This window comes from Mongoliimonas terrestris, assembly GCF_001927285.1.
Classification (GTDB): Bacteria; Pseudomonadota; Alphaproteobacteria; order Rhizobiales; family Pleomorphomonadaceae; genus Chthonobacter; species Chthonobacter terrestris.
Map to the genome: position 1 here is coordinate 206,557 of NZ_MSIG01000005.1, position 16,361 is coordinate 222,917.

The following is a 16,361-nucleotide window of genomic DNA, read 5'->3' on the forward strand; positions in this document are numbered from 1 at the left end:
GCTCACCCGCCTTCCAGCCCCGCCGCCACCTCGCGGATTACCCGCCACCCCTCGCGCGCATCCCCCTCCGTCATCTCGAACGCCCCGAACTGGATGCGGATGGCGATGCGCCCGTCGTGGCGGGTCTGCGTCACGTAGACCCGCCCGTCCCGGTTCACCGCCTCCACCAGCTGGATGTTGGCCGCATCGAGATCCGTCGCGCCCGGCGGCGTCCAGCGGAAGGCGAACAGCGACAGCACCGGCTCGGTGACGAGCTCGAAGCCTTCGCTCGCCCGGATGGTCTCGGCGAGGTCCCGTGCCCAGGCCACATGGTTGCGGATCATCGTCCGCAGTCCCTCCAGCCCGTAGGCGCGCAGGAGGAACCACAGCTTCAGCGATCGGAACCGCCGGCCGAGCGGCACGCTCCATTCGCTGAAGTTGACGATCCGCGTCTCCCCATAGGTCTTCAGATACTCCGGCTGGATCGCCAGCGTGCGCACGTGGCTCTCCGGGTCGCGGATGAAGTGGGCGGCGCACTCGAACGGCGCGCCCAGCCACTTGTGCGGGTTCACGACGATCGAATCCGCGTCCTCCGCGCCGGCCCAGAGTCCGCGAAACTCCGGGCAGATCATGGCCGACCCGGCCCAGGCCGCGTCCACGTGCACGAAGAGGCCGTGCGCCCGCGCCACCCGCACCACCGCCGCCACGTCGTCGCTCGCCCCGACGCTGGTGCCGCCGACGCAGGCGATCACGCCCGCCGGCAGATGCCCCGCCGCGCGGTCCGCCCGGATCGCCGCGTCCAGCTCGTCCGCATCCAGCCCTTTGCTGGGGCCGCGGCCCGGCAGCTTGACGAGGTTGTCCTCTCCGACGCCCGCAATCCAGCAGGCCTTGTCGATGGAGGAATGCACCTGGTCGCTGCAGTAGACCCGCACCGCAGGCCGGCCCGCGAGCCCGGTCCGGTTGCCCGTGAAGGCGAGGGCGCGTTCGCGCATGGTCAGCACCGCCGCAAGCGTCGCCGTCGAGGCGCTGTCCTGCAGCACCCCTGCGAACCCGTCCGGCAAGCCCAGCGCATCGCGCAGCCAGCCGACGACGGTGATCTCCAGCTCCGTCGCCGCCGGCGAGGTCTGCCACAGCATGCACTGCGCCGCCATGGACGAGATCAGGATCTCCGCCACCACGGCCGCCGGTGCGGCGTTCGCCGGGAAATAGGCGAAGAATCGAGGATGCTGCCAGTGCGTCATGCCCGGCACGATCAGGTCCTCGAAATCGCGGACGATTGTCTCCATGGGCTCCGGCTTTTCCGGCGCGCGGGCCGGCAGACGGGCCGCGATGGCGCCGAAGGCCAGATTCGGCCGCACGGGCCGGTCGCGGAGGGTGCGGCGGTAGTCGGCCGCCCATTCGGCGGCGCGGACGGCCCAGGTCTTGAAGTCGGATATCTGCATGGCCGGTGGCCTATAGCGCAGCGCGCCGCCGCCCGCTAGCCGCGCCGTCGACCGCGCCTCAGGCGGCGAGCGACTTCACCACGCTCTCGAACACGCCGCGCCCGTCGAGGCCGCCGTGCAGCGCCTCGATCAGGTTCTCCGGGTGCGGCATCATGCCGAGCACGTTGCCCCGGTCGTTGAGAACACCCGCGATGTCGTTGATCGACCCGTTCGGGTTCGTGCCCTCCGCATAGCGGAACGCCACGCGGCCCTCGCCCTCGATCCGCGCCAGCGTCTCCGCGTCGGCGAAAAAGTTGCCGTCGTGGTGGGCGACCGGGCAGCGGATGATCTGCTCGGTCCCGTACGCGCGGGTGAAGTCCGTGTCCGGGTTGGCGACCTTCAGCTTCACCTCCTTGCAGATGAAGCGCAAGTGCGCGTTCCGCATCAGGACGCCCGGCAGGAGGCCCGCCTCGGTCAGGATCTGGAAGCCGTTGCACACCCCGAGCACCCGCACGCCGGCAGCCGCCTTCCGCGCCACGTCCTGCATGGCCGGCGAGCGCGCCGCGATGGCGCCGCAGCGCAGGTAGTCGCCGTAGGAGAAACCGCCCGGCAGCACGATCAGGTCCACGTCCGGAAGCGTGCTGTCCTGGTGCCACACCACCGCCGGTGCCTCGCCGGTGATTGACGTCAGCGCCCTGATGGCGTCGCGTTCGCGATTGGAGCCGGGAAAGACGACGACGGCCGAGCGCATGGCGGGCGATCCTGATCAGCGGGGAGGGGGCTTATCAGCGCCCTTTTCAACCAAGACTGCGGCAAAGTCCAGAACGGCGCGCGATTTTCAGCGCCGGTTGTCACGGCATCAGGAAGGCGACGGCAAGGACCGTGGCCACCAGCGGAATGCCGATGAAGATCGCCGCCTTCACCACCAGGAAGCGCACCATCCGGCCGGTGTCGTCGCCGGGCGCCGCCATGCCGGTCAGCCGAGGATGTCGATCGTGTAGTTCTCGATCACCGTGTTGGCGAGCAGCTTGTCGCACATGGCGGCGATGGTGGCCCGGGCGGCGTCCGCGTCGGTCTCGGCCAGCGTCAGGTCGATCACCTTGCCCTGCCGCGCGCCCTCCACCCCGCCGAACCCCAGCCCCTTCAAGGCGCCCTCGATGGCCTGTCCCTGCGGATCGAGCACGCCGGACTTCAAGGTGATGATGACGCGGGCTTTCATGGGATGGGAGCTCCAGATCACGCCGGGTCGCCGAGCACGGCGATCCCTTCCTTGCGAGCGGCGCGTAGCATGGCCCCGTCGAGACTGGCAAGGACAGATCCGGTGCGAAGCGCGAGATCGACATAGAGCGCGTCGTAGACGGTGAGTCCGTGGCGGGTCGCAAGCGCCATCAGCCGAAGCAGTCCATCGCGGTCCAGTGCCTCTTCGACGACGGGAGACATGGCGAACCCGTCCTCCACCAGGCGCTCCCGGTCCGACGGCTCCACCCGGTGGCGCCGTTCGGCGTTGACGATCGCGTTCGCAAGCTCTGTCGGCCACAGCGACGGCACAAACACCGTCGCGGTCATCATGACCGCCCGGAACGCGTCGATGGACGCCCTGAACTGTGGCGCGTCCTCGCCGAGGCAGAGCGCGGTGACGATCGAGCAGTCGGCAACCAGCCTCAACCGCGCCGCCCTTCCTTGACGATCTCCAGGATCTCGTCGACGGACAGGGGGTTGGTCAGGGTTCGCCGATAGGCCTCCATGTCCTTCAATGCCGCGAGTCGCCGGGCGACCGTCGCCGCATCCGGCTTACCGTCCGGATCGTCTTCGAGCGTCATGCGGCCCAGCACCCGCCCGCCGCGGGTGAGAATCACGTCGTCGCCCCGTTGCAGATGCTCGACCACCGTCTCCAGGGTTTCGCCGGCCTGCACGTCGATCTCGATGCGTATGCTCTCCGACATGGCTCGACACTCCAACACGGTCCGCACCACACGAAAACGCCCGCCGGGTCTCCCCGGCGGGCGCATCCTAGCATAAATCCGGAGGCAGTGCCTCACCGTGCCGCTGTCACTTCACCAGCGTCGGGCCGCCCGTGCGCGCCGGGCCTTCCTCGTTGAGGATGCCGAGGCGGCGGGCCACTTCCGTGTAGCTTTCCAGAAGCCCGCCCATGTCCTTGCGGAAGCGGTCCTTGTCCAGCCGGTCGCCGGTGGAGAGATCCCACAGTCGGCAGTTGTCGGGGCTGATCTCGTCGGCGACGACGATGCGCATCATGTCGCCTTCCCAGAGCCGCCCGCACTCCATTTTGAAGTCGACGAGCTTGATGCCGACGCCGAGGAAGAGGCCGGCCAGGAAGTCGTTGACACGAATGGCGAGCGCCATGATGTCGTCGATCTCCTGGGGGGTCGCCCAGCCGAACGCCGTGATGTGCTCCTCCGACACCATCGGGTCGTTGAGCGCATCGTTCTTGAAGTAGAACTCGATGATCGAGCGCGGCAGCTGCGTGCCTTCCTCGATGCCGAGGCGGGCGGAGAGCGAGCCGGCCGCCACGTTGCGCACCACGACCTCGAGCGGGATGATCTCCACTTCGCGGATCAACTGCTCGCGCATGTTGAGCCGTTTGATGAAGTGGGTCGGAATCCCCATGTTGTTGAGGTGCGTGAAGACGTACTCGGAGATGCGATTGTTCAGCACCCCCTTGCCGTCGATGATCTCGTGCTTCTTCGCGTTGAACGCCGTGGCGTCGTCCTTGAAGTGCTGAATCAAGGTCCCGGGTTCCGGACCCTCGTAGAGGATCTTGGCCTTACCCTCGTAGATGCGCCGGCGGCGGTTCATGGGGATGTACCGTGGTCTGTTGATGAAATCCATTGTACTCGCTCTTGCCAGGCCAGACGGTCCGGGGGTGAAATCGGGTCGTTCGCCTCGGCATAAGCGACGAAAGCGGGCGGAGTAGCTCCGCCCGCTCACTCGCAGTCGCGCGGACACTACTCGATCGGCCCGAGGATCACAATCCCGTTGCGGTTCCGGCCGTTTCGCCGCCGGAGCCAGCCCCGTGCGCCGGGCCGGGCGGGGGCATCTCTGTCGCCGGCAACCGGGACCCGTGGTCGCATCCCGACGCGTCCGGACTACGCTTCGGCCTTGGCCCCACCTACATGGGAGGGCCGGACGTGTCATTGATTTGGGGTGGTCCGGGCGATATGCAAGGCGCGAACCGGCGACGGCGCGGAATAGGGGAGACGAGTCATGAGCGGCTTCGACAATCGGGAAAAGGCTTTCGAGGACATGTTCGCCCACGACGAGGCGCTGAAGTTCAAGGCGCTCGCGCGGCGGAACAAGCTGCTCGGCCTCTGGGTTGCCGAGAAGATCGGCCTTTCCGGCACCGAGGCCGACGACTACGCCAAGTCGGTCGTGCGGGCCGACCTGGAGGAAGCCGGCGAGGAGGACGTCTACCGCAAGGTCAGCGGCGACATGACCGCCAAGGGCGTCTCCGTCTCGGAGCACCAGATCCGGCGCACCATGGAAGAGCTGCTGGCGACCGCCGTCGCCCAGGTGAAGTCCGAAGGCTGATCGCCCTCGGCCACCTCATCGAAATTCGGTCCGGGGCGCGGGATCGCCCCGGTCACGCGTCCGGCGGCGCCTGAGTCCGAGGATCGCCCCTTCGCGCCCGGGCCGTCGTGCCCCGGCGCACCACCTGCCCGGAGCTGACATGACGAATCCGTCCCTCGCCGGGCGCTTCAAGACCGAAGACACCATCCTCGCCGGCTGGATCAGCCTTCCCGAGCCGCTGGTGGCGGAAGCCTGCGTGCGGGCCGGCTTTTCGGCCCTGGTCGTCGACCTCCAGCACGGCCAGGTCGACATGCTTTCGGCCACCCGCATCATCGCAGGCATCCGCCACGCGGGCGGGCGGGCGATGCTGCGCATCCCGGTCGGCGAGTATGCCACCGCGTCCCGCCTCCTCGACGCCGGCGCCGACGCGGTCATCGCCCCCATGATCGAGACCGTCGCCGACGCCGAAGCCTTCGCCTCGTTCGTGAAATACCCGCCGCTCGGCACGCGGTCCTGGGGACCGACCCGGGCGGTGCAGCTCTCCGGCGGCACCCCGGAGGCCTATCGCACGGGGGCCAACGGCGAAACCCTCGCGATCGCCATGATCGAGACCCTCACGGCACTGCGGAACGTGGAGGCGATCCTCGCGCTTCCCGGCATCGATGGCGTCTTCGTCGGCCCCGCCGACCTGTCGATCGCCCTCTCGAACGGCGCCGCCCTCGATGTGGACGCGCCGGATGCCGTCGCCGCCTTCCGGACGATCGCCGATGCCGCCCGCGCGGCCGGCAAGATCGCCGGCATCTACGCGGTCGACCCCGCGCACGCCCGCCGCTGCTTTGGCATGGGCTTCCGCTTCGCCACCCTCATGAGCGACCTCGGCTATCTCACCGCCGGCGCCAAGGCCGCGATCGCCGCCGCCCGCAGCTGAGTCCCGGCTCGTGAAGCTCGGACGCCTCCGGCCTTCACCGGCGTTTCGGCCGAACCAGCCTGTGCTCGTTCAGGCTTGCCGGCGCCCATAAAGTCTCGCCAGGTCGGGACTTTACGGACTTGGGATGAGCTCCCCCGCCGCCGTTCCGACGTCGCTCCGACGGCCGTTTCCGCCCCGCCGCTGGCGCACGGCTGCCCTATGGCTGCGACTGTTCCTTGTCATTCGTGCCATCAGCAGTATCTTCAGAATTTCGCTGCACCCTGCGCATGCGAAATGGGTGCTTATGGGCAAACCGGCGGGACGGCAGATGGGTCTCACTTCACTGTCCGGGCAACTCGTCGAGGCCTCGATCGACATGCAGTCCTGCGTCCAGGCAGGGGGCATCGTCGACGTGGTCCGCACCCGGCTCTCCGCGGCCTGGGGCACGATCCGGTTCGGCGCCTTCACGGTCTCGCCGAGCGGAAGCGTCTCTGAAGTCCCGATCCTTGACCCACCCGACATGTTCCGGGTCGCGAACCTGGACGCTTGGCTGCTCCATGGCGGTACGCCCCAGGTGGCGGACGCGGGCGCTCATCTGCTGCACCGCCGCCTGGCCACCGCGGAAAGGGGCTTCGGCGGCATCCTCGTGGAGGCCGGCCCGCGCGAGGCGGACGACCTTTTCCTGCTGGATGCCCTGGTTCGGCTCGCGACGGCCAGCCTATCGGCCCTTCATCAGAAGCGCCTCTCCCAACTTGTCCTCGAAGCCCTGGAGGAGAGCGAGGAGGCGATCTCCTTCTATGACAAGGACGAGGGGATCATCTTCACGAACGATGCCTATCACCGGGTCTTCCCGCATTATCCGGACCGTTCCTCCCTCATCGGCTGGCGCCACCTGGACTTGTACCGGCTCGATCTTGAGGCCGGCGTCATCGACGATCCGCTCGCCCGCGAGGACCCGGATGCCTACCTGCGTCAGCGGGCCGAGAAGGCCAACGCCCTCACGCACCGTCAGCGCGAGGTGCAGTCGATCGCGGGGCGCACCTACATCTACATCCGCTCGCGGTCCCGTACCGGCGCGACCCTGTCGCGCCGCATCGATGTGACCGACCAGGCCCTTGCCGAGGCCAAGCTGCGCGAGCGCGAGCGGGACCTCCACGAGCTTGCCTACAAGGACGCCCTCACCGGCCGCCACAACCGTGCCTTCCTCCCCGAAAGCTTGCGCCGCGTCCGCGAACGGATCGCGCGAGGGGCCCTCGACGGCTTTTCCGTCTTCCTGATCGACCTCAACGACTTCAAGGCGGTGAACGACACCCACGGTCACGACGTCGGCGACCATGTGTTGAGGACGGTCGCAGAGCGGGTGGCCGATGCCGCGCCCCCTGGCAGCGCGATCATCCGGATGGGCGGCGACGAGTTCATCGTCCTGACCGAAGGCGCCGCCGCCGAGGGCGATCTGGCCGCGACGGCGGAGGGCTTCCTGGCAACCGTCGGCCGGCCGATCATCCTTCACGATCTGGTGCTGCGGATCGGCTGCTCCATTGGCGTCGCCCAGCTCCGGGCTCCGGAGATCGACGACCGGGAGATCCTGATCGAGGCCGACCTCGCCATGTACGAGGCGAAGGGCCGGCGCCCCAAGCGCAGCGGCTATGCGCTGTTCCGCTCCCATCTCAAGGATGTGGCGGCCCTCCGGCAGGCCGTGCTGTCGGACGTCCGGTCCGCCGTCCATGGCGGGGCCTTCGAGCTCCACTACCAGCCGCAGTTTGCCATCCGCGACCTCCGCCTCTCCGGCTTCGAGGCCCTTCTCCGGTGGCGTCACCCGACCCGGGGGCTGATCTCACCAGCCGAATTCATCCCCGCCCTGGAAGAGGCCGACCTGATCGAGACGGTTGGCGCCTGGGTGCTGGAGACCGCCTGCCGCGAGGCGATGCGCTGGCCGCAGCATCTGAGGGTCGCCGTCAACGTGTCGCCGCTCCAGCTGCGCAAGCCCGGCTTCACGGCGACGCTCGCCGAAACGCTCCGGCGAACCCGTCTGCCGGCCCACCGCCTCGAGTTGGAGATCACCGAGTCGGTCTTCCTCGCCGACGAAGCCGATGCCCGGAGCATCCTGGAGGCCTGGAAGGCCATCGGCGTCCGCATCGCGCTCGACGACTTCGGCCGCGGCTATTCGGCCTTCAGCCATCTCGGCAGCCTGCCGATCGACACCATCAAGATCGACGGCAGCTTCATCGGCGCGATGGCGCCTGACGACCCGGCGTCGCCCGCGCTCATTCTGTTGAAGAGCATCATCCGGCTCGGTCGCGATCTCGGCATGACGGTCACCGCCGAGGGCGTCGAGCGACAGGACCAGTTCGACCGCCTCGCCGCCCTCCAGTGTCCGCTGGTCCAGGGCTTCCTCTTCGGCAAGCCCGGCCCCTCCGCCGATGTGTGGCCTCTGGTCGAGGCGGCCGCCGAAACCGTCAGATCCGACCGAGAAGCGTTGCGAACCGGGTGAGCCCTTCCGGCCACGGCCCGTGGCCGGACTGCGTGTTGATGTGGCCGGCGTCCCCGGCATCCACCAGCACCGACCCCCAGGCCGCCGCCATCTCGTCAGCCGCCTCGAAGCCGCAATAAGGGTCCGTGCGGCTCGCGATCACCATGGACGGGAAGGGCAGGGGATCGCGCGGCGCGGCGCCATAGCTGTGGTGGATGGTCGGCGGCATGTCGGGCCGCGCCACGTCCGGCGGGGCCACCAGAAACGCGCCACGCACCTTGTCACCCATCAGCGGGGCAGCTTCCGCCACGGCGATCACGCCCAGCGAATGGGCAACCAGCACCACCGGCCGCGTCGCCGCCGCCACCGCCGCCACCAGGCGGGCGGTCCAGGCGGCGCGGTCGGGCCGCTCCCAGTCGGTCTGCTCAACCCGCCGCGCGGTCGGCAGCTTGCGCTCCCACCGGGTCTGCCAGTGGTCCGGCCCGGAGTTGCCGAGGCCGGGGATGATCAGGATGTCGCATTCGGCTGTCTTCATGGGGAGGAGAGTGCCGGGAATCGCCGCCTCGCGACAAGAGGGCTCGTGGTCCGTCCACCGCCGAACGCCCACGGCCGGCGCACCTCAGCGGGCCGCCGTCCCGGTGGTGAGCGCGTGCGCCCAGTCGGCGCGACCGCGCGCCCGGGCGACGGCGGCCGCCGCCTCCCAGTCGTAGGCGACGGCGCGGATCTGCACGTCGAGGCCCTGACGCCGCTGGTCGATCACTGCGTAGCGCGCGTGCGGGCTGCCGGTCTCCACCACGTGCGGCGCCGGCACGTCGTCCGCGAAGGCCTGGATGCCCACGCTGCCGGGGTTCACGATGGTCGGCCCGTCCGGCACCGTCGCCACGCGGGGCAAATGGGTGTGCCCGCACAGCACCAGCGGTTCCGACACGGTCTCCACCATGGCGCGGATCTCGAAGGCCGGACGCAGCACCATGGCGTGGTTGGCCACATGCTCGGTCAGGTAGGTCTCGTCCGAGCGCGGCGCGCCGTGGCAGAGGAAGGCGTCGCCGATCACCAGCGTCGGCGGCAGCAGCGCCAGCCAGGCCAGATGCCGCTTTTCCAGCTGCGGCAGCGCGTCCGCGTCCCAGTCGCCGAGATCGGCCTCGTCCTCCTCCAGGAGGTAGCGGTCGTGATTGCCCCGCACCGTCGGCCAGCCTAGGTCGTCCAGCCGCTCGATTGTCGCCGCCGCCTCCAGCGGCCCCGAGGCGCTGTCGCCGAGGTTCACCACAAGATCCGGCGCCTGCCCCCTCAGATCGGCCACCACCGCCTCGAGCGCCCGCAGATTTCCATGAATGTCGGCGACGACGGCGATGCGCATGGTCGGATCCGTTCAAGAAGCGAGAGGTATGAAGCGCCCCGGCCCTCATCAAGCCTTATCGGATCGGGGCTGGCCATGCCTGTCATTTTTCCTTACCTTGTACGCCAAACCGATGAGTGGTCGCCGCCATGCCCGCCCAAACCCCCTACGCCGCCAAGGCACTATCCCGCGGAACCGATGCCGCCGGTCGAAACGCCGATGCCCGCCCACCGATCAAGGCTGCCGCCGAAAGGCCGTCTTCCGGAAACGCGGACATGACCCCCGAGGGTGTTCTGGCCGTTCTTGACGCTGTGGCCGGCGCGGGTGCCGCGGAAAGCCGCGGCTGGACCGCCCGTGAGATCGACGCCCACCTCCGCCGCCTGCGTGGCGATGATTGACGTCCCGGGCGGGTCGCGGGTCTACGTCGACACGAACATCTGGATTTATGTGGTGCAGCTCGACCGGGCGGAGCACGCGGCCGCCAGAGCCTTGCTCGACGGGCTGGTCCACGCCGGCTGTCGCCTGACCACCAGTGAACTCACCATCGCCGAATGCCTCTACAAGCCCGCCCAGCAGGGTTGGCAGGCGTCCATCCTGGCCTTCGACCGGCTCTTCCATTCGGGTGCTGTCGACATCCTGCCGCTCGATGGAGCGCTGGCCCGTCGCGCGTCGCTTCACGGCGCCCGCACCAAGCTGAAGCTCCTGGACGCCATCCACCATGTCTCGGCGATCGAGAGCGGCTGCCGCCTCCTCGTCACCAACGATCGCCGCTTCCGCGCGTCGGACGACCTTCCCGTCCTCAACCTCGACCCCTGAGCCCCCTCACGCCCGCCCGAACACCCGGCGGAAGATCGTGTCCACGTGCTTCACGTGGTAGCCGAGGTCGAACTTGTCGCGGATCTCGTCCTCCGAGAGCGCCGCCCGCACCTCCGCGTCGGCGAGGAGCTCGTCGAGGAAGTCCACGCCCGCGGCACCCGCCTGCTGGTAGCTGTCCCACACCTTCATGGCGTTGCGCTGCACCAGCCGGTAGGCGTCCTCGCGCGAAACGCCCTTCTGCGTCAGCGCCAGTAGGATGCGCTGGCTGTGAACGAGGCCGCCGAGCCGGTCCATGTTGGCGACCATCCGCTCCGGATAGACCAGGAGCTTGTCCACCACGCCGGTGAGCCTGGCGAGCGCAAAGTCCAGCGTCACGGTGGCGTCGGGGCCGATCATCCGCTCCACCGAGGAGTGCGAGATGTCCCGCTCGTGCCAGAGCGCCACGTTCTCCATCGCCGGCATCGCGTAGGCGCGCACCATGCGGGCAAGGCCGGTGAGGTTCTCTGTCAGCACCGGGTTGCGCTTGTGCGGCATGGCGGACGAGCCCTTCTGCCCCGGCGAGAAATACTCCTCCGCCTCCAGCACCTCCGTCCGCTGCAGGTGGCGGATCTCCACCGACAGGCGCTCGATCGACGAGGCGATCACCCCGAGGGTGGCGAAATACATGGCGTGCCGGTCGCGCGGGATCACCTGGGTCGAAACCGGCTCCGGCTTCAGGCCGAGGGCGGCCGCCACGTGCTCCTCCACCCGTGGGTCGATGTTGGCGAAGGTGCCGACCGCGCCGGAAATGGCGCAGGTGGCGATCTCCTCGCGGGCGTGCCGAAGCCGCGTCCGGCAGCGGTCGAACTCCGCATAGGCCTCGGCCATCTTCAGCCCGAACGTCACCGGCTCCGCGTGGATGCCGTGGCTGCGCCCGATGCAGACCGTGTCCTTGTACTCGAACGCCCGCCGCTCGATCGCGGCCAGCAGGCCGTCCATGTCCTTCAGGAGGAGGTCGGTCGCCCGCACCAGCTGTACGCTGAAGCAGGTGTCGAGCACGTCCGACGACGTCATGCCCTGGTGAACGAAACGGGCGTCCGGCCCGACGATGTCGGCCAGATGCGTCAGGAAGGCGATCACGTCGTGCTTGGTCACGCGCTCGATCTCGTCGATGCGCTCCACGTCGAACACCGCCGGCCCGCCCTTCTCCCAGATGGTCCGGGCGGCCTCCTTCGGCACCACGCCGAGGTCGGCGAGCGCGTCCGTCGCGTGCGCCTCGATCTCGAACCAGATGCGGAACTTGGTTTCCTGGCTCCAGATCGCCGTCATCTCGGGGCGGGAATAGCGCGGGATCATGGGCGGAACCTCTGGCGTCGGGCACGGGCGGAAAAAGCGCCCCCCACCTATCAGGAAGCCCCGCGCGCCTCAACCGCCACGGTTCCGCCGCCGCCGCTGGCTCACGGCGCGCCGAAGCGTTCGGCCCAGGTGGGGTAGGGGTCCTTGTCGGCGGGGCTCGCCAGGAAGACCGCCCGGGCGATGGCGCGGGCGAGCGTCGCTGCCGCGATGGCGGAGAGCACGATCAGGTCGCGGTCCGGCGCGGCCAGGGCCCGCCGGCCCGTCGCCATGGCGAACACCAGGTCGCCGTCGAACGGGGTGTGCGCCGGCCAGAGCGCGCGGGCGAGGCCGTCGTGGGAGGCGACGGCCAGCCGCTTGGCCTGCGCCTTGGTCAGGATGGCGTCCGTCGCGACCACGCAGATGGTGGTGGCGGCCAGCGGTTCCGGCGCGAACTTGGTGCGCACCGCCGAGGCCTCCGGCACGAAGATGGGCGGCCAGCCGAGGCCGCCGAACTCGTCGCCGATCTCGAACGGCGCCGCCCAGAAGTGGGCCGTGTCGCCCACGGTCGCCGAGCCTACCGCGTTCACCGCCGCGATGGCGCCGATCGTCACGCCGTTCGCCAGCCGCGTGGAGGCGGAGCCGAGTCCGCCCTTCAGCCCCGCCGTGGTGGCGCCCGCCCCGGCGCCCACGCTGCCGAGCGCGAAGGTTCTCGACGTCGCCGACAGCGCCTTGCGGCCGAGCGCCCGGTAGGGCGGCTCCACGGGCTCCCCCGGCTTCGTCGCCACGAAGTCCTTCTCGCCGCCGTTGAGAAGGTCGAACAGGATGGCGGCCGGCACGATCGGCACCCGCGCCGGGCCGACCGCGAACCCGCGTCCCCGCTCGGCGAGGGCGTGCATCACCCCCGTCGCGCTCTCCAGCCCGAAGGCGGATCCGCCGGAGAGCACCAGCGCGTCCACCCGCTCCACGGTCTGCTCGGGCGCCAGCAGGTCGGTCTCCCGCGTGCCCGGCGCGCCACCCATCACCGACACGGAGGCGATCGCCGGCTCCTCCGCCAGCACCACCGTCACCCCCGTCTTGGCCGCAACGTCGGTGGCATTGCCGACGAGGAGGCCCGGAACGTCGGTGATCAGGTTGGCGGGGCCGGGGATCATGGGGCCATCACGGGGTGCGGGTCTTGTCGTAGTGGCGGTCGCGATAGATGAGCACGCCCTGGTCCTGATCGGAACCGGCTTCGATGGCGCGCACCGCCACCACGCGGCCGAACATCACCGCGTGGGTGCCCATCTCCACCACGTCGGCGAGCACACAGTCGAGGGCCATCGGGGCGCCGTCCAGCACCGGTGCGCCGGTCAGAAGCACCGACCAGGCGCCGTGCGCGAACCGCTCCTCGCCGACGATCCCGCCGCGCCCGGCGAACACGTCCGCCAGGGCCGCGGCGTCCGCCGGCATCATGTTGACGGCGAACACCCCGTTCGCCCGGAAGGCCTCGTTCTGTCCGCTCTTGCGGTTGAGGCAGACCAGAATGGTCGCCGGGTCGTCGGAGACGGACGCGAACGCCGTGGCGGTGAAGCCGCGCCGGCCCGCCGGTCCGGCCGTGGTGATCACGTGAACGGCGGACGGCACCCGCGCGATCGCGTCCCGGAACGCCGGACCGGGCACGCCCGGCATCGCGCCGGCCGCGTCGGCGCCCGTCCCGCTGTCGACCGGACCGCCGGGATCGCTTGGCCGCTTGGAGAACGTCATGGATTTCCCTGCCTGAATGGAGCCGGCGGTGAACCCGCGGACCACCGTCCGCGGCAATTAATCAGGTTGCCGGCATTTTGAAACCAGGGGCGAAGCCGAAACGGATCTGCGACCCGTCCGGCTTGGGAAAATGCCGGCCGTCGGCGGTTCGGCAAGCCCCTCCGGCCATCGACAGGATTGACACTGCTGAGACTTTGCCGCGTTCTCGGCCAAGGTGTCGCCACGGGCCGCCGCCGCTGCCTGTGCGCACCGGAAAGCGGTGCCGATCCATAGGCTGCAAACGATTGAAAACCCGTAAGCGCGAACGCTGCGATGATATGGCGGCTTCCACCGGAAATTTCGCCAGGAGTGCGCCGGGAAACCGCTCGAAAACCCTATGTTTCCGCAGTTTCCCGGCATAGTCACCAAAATCGTCGGTAATCCCTGGGATACCTGCGGGCCGCGGTTGTAACGGTTCGTTCAGGCTGCTAATGGACAGGGAACGCCCAAAAACAAGCGATGCACCCAAAAAAGGCACGCATGCGGCGGCAGGGGACCAGGCTCACATGGAAATCTTCATTCAGCAGTTGATCAACGGGATCACTCTGGGGTCGATCTACGGGTTGATCGCGATCGGCTACACGATGGTGTTCGGCATCATCGGCATGGTGAACTTCTCGCACGGCGACGTCTTCATGGTGTCGGCGTTCATCGCCCTCATCTTCTTCCTCGTGCTCACCACCTGGCTCGGCATCGCGTCGGTGGCGCTGGCGCTCTTCCTGGTGATGATCATCGCCATGGTGCTGACCGGCCTCCTGTCCTGGACGATCGAGCGGGTCGCCTACCGGCCGCTGCGCGGTTCGTTCCGGCTGGCGCCGCTGATCTCCGCCATCGGCATGTCCATCGTGCTGTCCAACTTCATCCAGGTCGCCCAGGGCCCGCGCAACAAGCCGACCCCGCCGATGGTCCGCGACGTGATCGTGCTGATGGACTCAAACGGCTACGCCGTGACGCTCTCCTACAAGCAGATCATCATCATGGCGACGACCGCCGTCCTCCTGGCGGTGTTCTGGTACGTGGTGCAGAAGACGCCGCTCGGCCGCGCCCAGCGCGCTTGCGAGCAGGACCGCAAGATGGCCGCGCTCCTCGGCGTCAACGTGGACCGCACCATCTCGCTCACCTTCGTGATGGGCGCCGCCCTCGCCGCCGTCGCCGGCACCATGTACCTGATGTACTACGGCGTGGTGAACTTCTCCGACGGCTTCGTGCCGGGTGTGAAGGCCTTCACGGCGGCGGTTCTCGGCGGTATCGGCTCGCTGCCCGGCGCGGTGCTCGGCGGCCTCCTGATCGGCCTGATCGAGACCTTCTGGTCCGGCTACTTCTCGATCGACTACAAGGACGTGGCGGCCTTCTCCATCCTCGCCATCGTGCTGATCTTCATGCCGCAGGGCATCCTGGGGCGGCCGGAAGTGGAGAAGGTGTGATCCCATGACCGCACCCGTCTCCGCAAAGCCGCGCGAGGGCGCCGACTACGGCAAGGCCGGGAAGGACGCCATCCTGGCCGGCATCATCGCCTTCGGCATCTTCGGGCCGCTCGTCGGCCTGAAGACCGAGCAGAACATGAGCAACGAGCTCATCGTCGTGAACGACATGGTCTCGGCGCTGATCATCGTGGCCATCGTCATGGCCGGGCGCTTTCTCCTGTCGGCGTTCGTCTTCCCCTACATGAGCCAGCGCGGCAAGAAGCCGACCGCCGCCAACGCCCTCGGCACCGAGAAGCCGGACCGGAGCAAGCTCTACGCCCGGCTCGGCCTCGTGCTCATCTTCTTCTATCCTATCATCGTCGTGTCCCTGGTCGGCTTCCAGGGCTCGCTGAAGTGGGTGGACAACTTCGGCATCCAGATCCTCATCTACGTGATGCTCGGCTGGGGCCTCAACATCGTGGTCGGCCTCGCCGGTCTTCTCGACCTCGGCTACGTGGCCTTTTATGCGGTCGGCGCCTATTCCTACGCGCTGCTCGCCATCAACTTCGACCTCAGCTTCTGGGTGCTGCTGCCGGTCGCCGGGCTCCTCGCCGCCTTCTGGGGCGTGATCCTGGGCTTCCCCGTGCTGCGGTTGCGCGGCGATTATCTCGCCATCGTGACGCTCGCCTTCGGCGAGATCATCCGTCTGGTGCTGATCAACTTCCGCGAACTTACCAACGGCTCGGCCGGCATCTCGTCCATCCCGAAGGTGACGCTCTTCGGCATCCCGTTCGACGCCTCGCCGGACGGCTTCGCCAAGATGTTCGATCTGCCGCTGTCGTCGGCCTACTACAAGATCTTCCTCTACTATCTCATCCTGCTCCTCGCCCTCCTCACCGCCTACGTGACCATCCGGCTCCGCCGCATGCCGATCGGCCGCGCCTGGGAGGCCCTGCGCGAGGACGAGGTGGCCTGCCGGTCGCTCGGCATCAACACCACGAACACCAAGCTGACGGCCTTCGCCATCGGCGCCATGTTTGCGGGCTTCGCCGGCTCCTTCTTCGCCGCCCGCCAGGGCTTCGTGTCGCCGGAGTCCTTCGTCTTCATGGAATCGGCCGTCATCGTCGCCATCGTGGTGCTCGGCGGCATGGGCTCCATGATCGGCGTCGCCGTCGCGGCCGCGGCCATGATCGGCGGCACGGAACTCCTGCGCGAACTCACCTTCCTCAAGGCGGTGTTCGGGCCCGAGTTCAACCCCGATCAGTACCGCATGCTGCTGTTCGGCCTTGCCATGGTGGGCATCATGATCTGGCGTCCGCGCGGCTTCGTCTCCTCCCGCGAACCCACCGCCTACCTGTTCGAGCGCAAGTCGGTCTCCGGCTCGCTGGTGAAGGAAGGGCACGGCTGA

18 protein-coding genes are annotated in these 16,361 nt (G+C 68.7%); 6 read left to right on the forward strand and 12 right to left on the reverse strand.

The genetic code is table 11. The features are described 5' to 3' along the window. Positions 1-2: 2 nt before the first annotated feature. From BUQ68_RS09260 to purC, 7 genes are all read right to left on the reverse strand, one after another. Positions 3-1,421 carry a pyridoxal phosphate-dependent decarboxylase family protein gene (locus BUQ68_RS09260; protein ID WP_075215677.1) on the reverse strand — a complete coding sequence of 473 codons (1,419 nt, stop codon included), beginning with the start codon at positions 1,419-1,421 and terminating at the stop codon, positions 3-5. A 58-nt stretch (positions 1,422-1,479) separates the two neighbouring features. After that, positions 1,480-2,151 (reverse strand): phosphoribosylformylglycinamidine synthase subunit PurQ, encoded by a 672-nt coding sequence (purQ, locus tag BUQ68_RS09265; protein WP_075215678.1) that lies wholly within the window; start codon positions 2,149-2,151, stop codon positions 1,480-1,482. A 100-nt stretch (positions 2,152-2,251) separates the two neighbouring features. After that, positions 2,252-2,371, reverse strand: coding sequence for a phosphoribosylformylglycinamidine synthase-associated small membrane protein (locus BUQ68_RS24210; protein WP_245293204.1), 120 nt, complete (start codon positions 2,369-2,371; stop codon positions 2,252-2,254). Positions 2,372-2,376: 5 nt separating this feature from the next. Further along, positions 2,377-2,619, reverse strand: a complete 243-nt coding sequence (gene purS / locus BUQ68_RS09270; RefSeq protein ID WP_075215829.1) for a phosphoribosylformylglycinamidine synthase subunit PurS — start codon at positions 2,617-2,619, stop codon at positions 2,377-2,379. Between the two features lie 17 nt (positions 2,620-2,636). Further along, positions 2,637-3,065 (reverse strand): type II toxin-antitoxin system VapC family toxin, encoded by a 429-nt coding sequence (locus BUQ68_RS09275; RefSeq protein ID WP_075215679.1) that lies wholly within the window; start codon positions 3,063-3,065, stop codon positions 2,637-2,639. Beyond that, entirely contained in the window at positions 3,062-3,343 is a 282-nt protein-coding gene (locus BUQ68_RS09280; protein WP_075215680.1) for a hypothetical protein, read from the reverse strand. Before BUQ68_RS09280 ends, BUQ68_RS09275 begins: the two co-directional genes overlap by 4 nt. A 106-nt stretch (positions 3,344-3,449) precedes the next feature. Continuing rightward, on the reverse strand, positions 3,450-4,247 hold the full coding sequence (gene purC, locus BUQ68_RS09285; RefSeq protein ID WP_075215681.1) for a phosphoribosylaminoimidazolesuccinocarboxamide synthase: 798 nt from the start codon (positions 4,245-4,247) through the stop codon (positions 3,450-3,452). A gap of 375 nt (positions 4,248-4,622) precedes the next feature. Between purC and BUQ68_RS09290 the strand changes: the two genes are divergently transcribed. From BUQ68_RS09290 to BUQ68_RS09300, 3 genes are all read left to right on the forward strand, one after another. Then, complete coding sequence (locus tag BUQ68_RS09290) at positions 4,623-4,946, forward strand: DUF1476 domain-containing protein (RefSeq protein WP_075215682.1); 324 nt, start codon at positions 4,623-4,625, stop codon at positions 4,944-4,946. Positions 4,947-5,085: 139 nt separating this feature from the next. Beyond that, a complete protein-coding gene (locus BUQ68_RS09295) occupies positions 5,086-5,853 on the forward strand; it encodes an HpcH/HpaI aldolase family protein (protein WP_075215683.1) in 768 nt (255 codons plus the stop codon). Between the two features lie 307 nt (positions 5,854-6,160). Beyond that, positions 6,161-8,323: a putative bifunctional diguanylate cyclase/phosphodiesterase gene (locus BUQ68_RS09300; protein WP_075215684.1), complete on the forward strand. Its 2,163-nt coding sequence runs from the start codon at positions 6,161-6,163 to the stop codon at positions 8,321-8,323. Here the strand turns inward: BUQ68_RS09300 and BUQ68_RS09305 are convergent. Beyond that, on the reverse strand, positions 8,289-8,837 hold the full coding sequence (locus BUQ68_RS09305; RefSeq protein WP_075215685.1) for an RBBP9/YdeN family alpha/beta hydrolase: 549 nt from the start codon (positions 8,835-8,837) through the stop codon (positions 8,289-8,291). The two genes, BUQ68_RS09300 and BUQ68_RS09305, sit on opposite strands and share 35 nt — an antisense overlap. Before the next feature lie 84 nt (positions 8,838-8,921). Beyond that, on the reverse strand, positions 8,922-9,659 hold the full coding sequence (locus tag BUQ68_RS09310) for a metallophosphoesterase family protein (protein ID WP_075215686.1): 738 nt from the start codon (positions 9,657-9,659) through the stop codon (positions 8,922-8,924). Between the two features lie 333 nt (positions 9,660-9,992). On the opposite strand from BUQ68_RS09310, the gene BUQ68_RS09315 reads away from it, so the two are divergent. Further along, positions 9,993-10,454, forward strand: a complete 462-nt coding sequence (locus tag BUQ68_RS09315; RefSeq protein ID WP_139315188.1) for a type II toxin-antitoxin system VapC family toxin — start codon at positions 9,993-9,995, stop codon at positions 10,452-10,454. 6 nt (positions 10,455-10,460) lie between these two features. Here BUQ68_RS09315 and purB read toward each other — a convergent pair whose 3' ends face one another. The 3 genes from purB to BUQ68_RS09330 all read right to left on the reverse strand — a co-directional run bounded on the left by purB (position 10,461) and on the right by BUQ68_RS09330 (position 13,511). Further along, a complete protein-coding gene (gene purB / locus BUQ68_RS09320) occupies positions 10,461-11,789 on the reverse strand; it encodes an adenylosuccinate lyase (RefSeq protein WP_075215688.1) in 1,329 nt (442 codons plus the stop codon). 101 nt (positions 11,790-11,890) lie between these two features. Then, on the reverse strand, positions 11,891-12,919 hold the full coding sequence (locus BUQ68_RS09325; protein ID WP_075215689.1) for a P1 family peptidase: 1,029 nt from the start codon (positions 12,917-12,919) through the stop codon (positions 11,891-11,893). Between the two features lie 7 nt (positions 12,920-12,926). Then, a complete protein-coding gene (locus tag BUQ68_RS09330; protein WP_095407315.1) occupies positions 12,927-13,511 on the reverse strand; it encodes a flavin reductase family protein in 585 nt (194 codons plus the stop codon). Between the two features lie 545 nt (positions 13,512-14,056). On the opposite strand from BUQ68_RS09330, the gene BUQ68_RS09335 reads away from it, so the two are divergent. Further along, positions 14,057-14,974: a branched-chain amino acid ABC transporter permease gene (locus BUQ68_RS09335; RefSeq protein WP_075215690.1), complete on the forward strand. Its 918-nt coding sequence runs from the start codon at positions 14,057-14,059 to the stop codon at positions 14,972-14,974. Positions 14,975-14,978: 4 nt separating this feature from the next. Continuing rightward, positions 14,979-16,361: a high-affinity branched-chain amino acid ABC transporter permease LivM gene (gene livM / locus BUQ68_RS09340; RefSeq protein WP_075215691.1), complete on the forward strand. Its 1,383-nt coding sequence runs from the start codon at positions 14,979-14,981 to the stop codon at positions 16,359-16,361.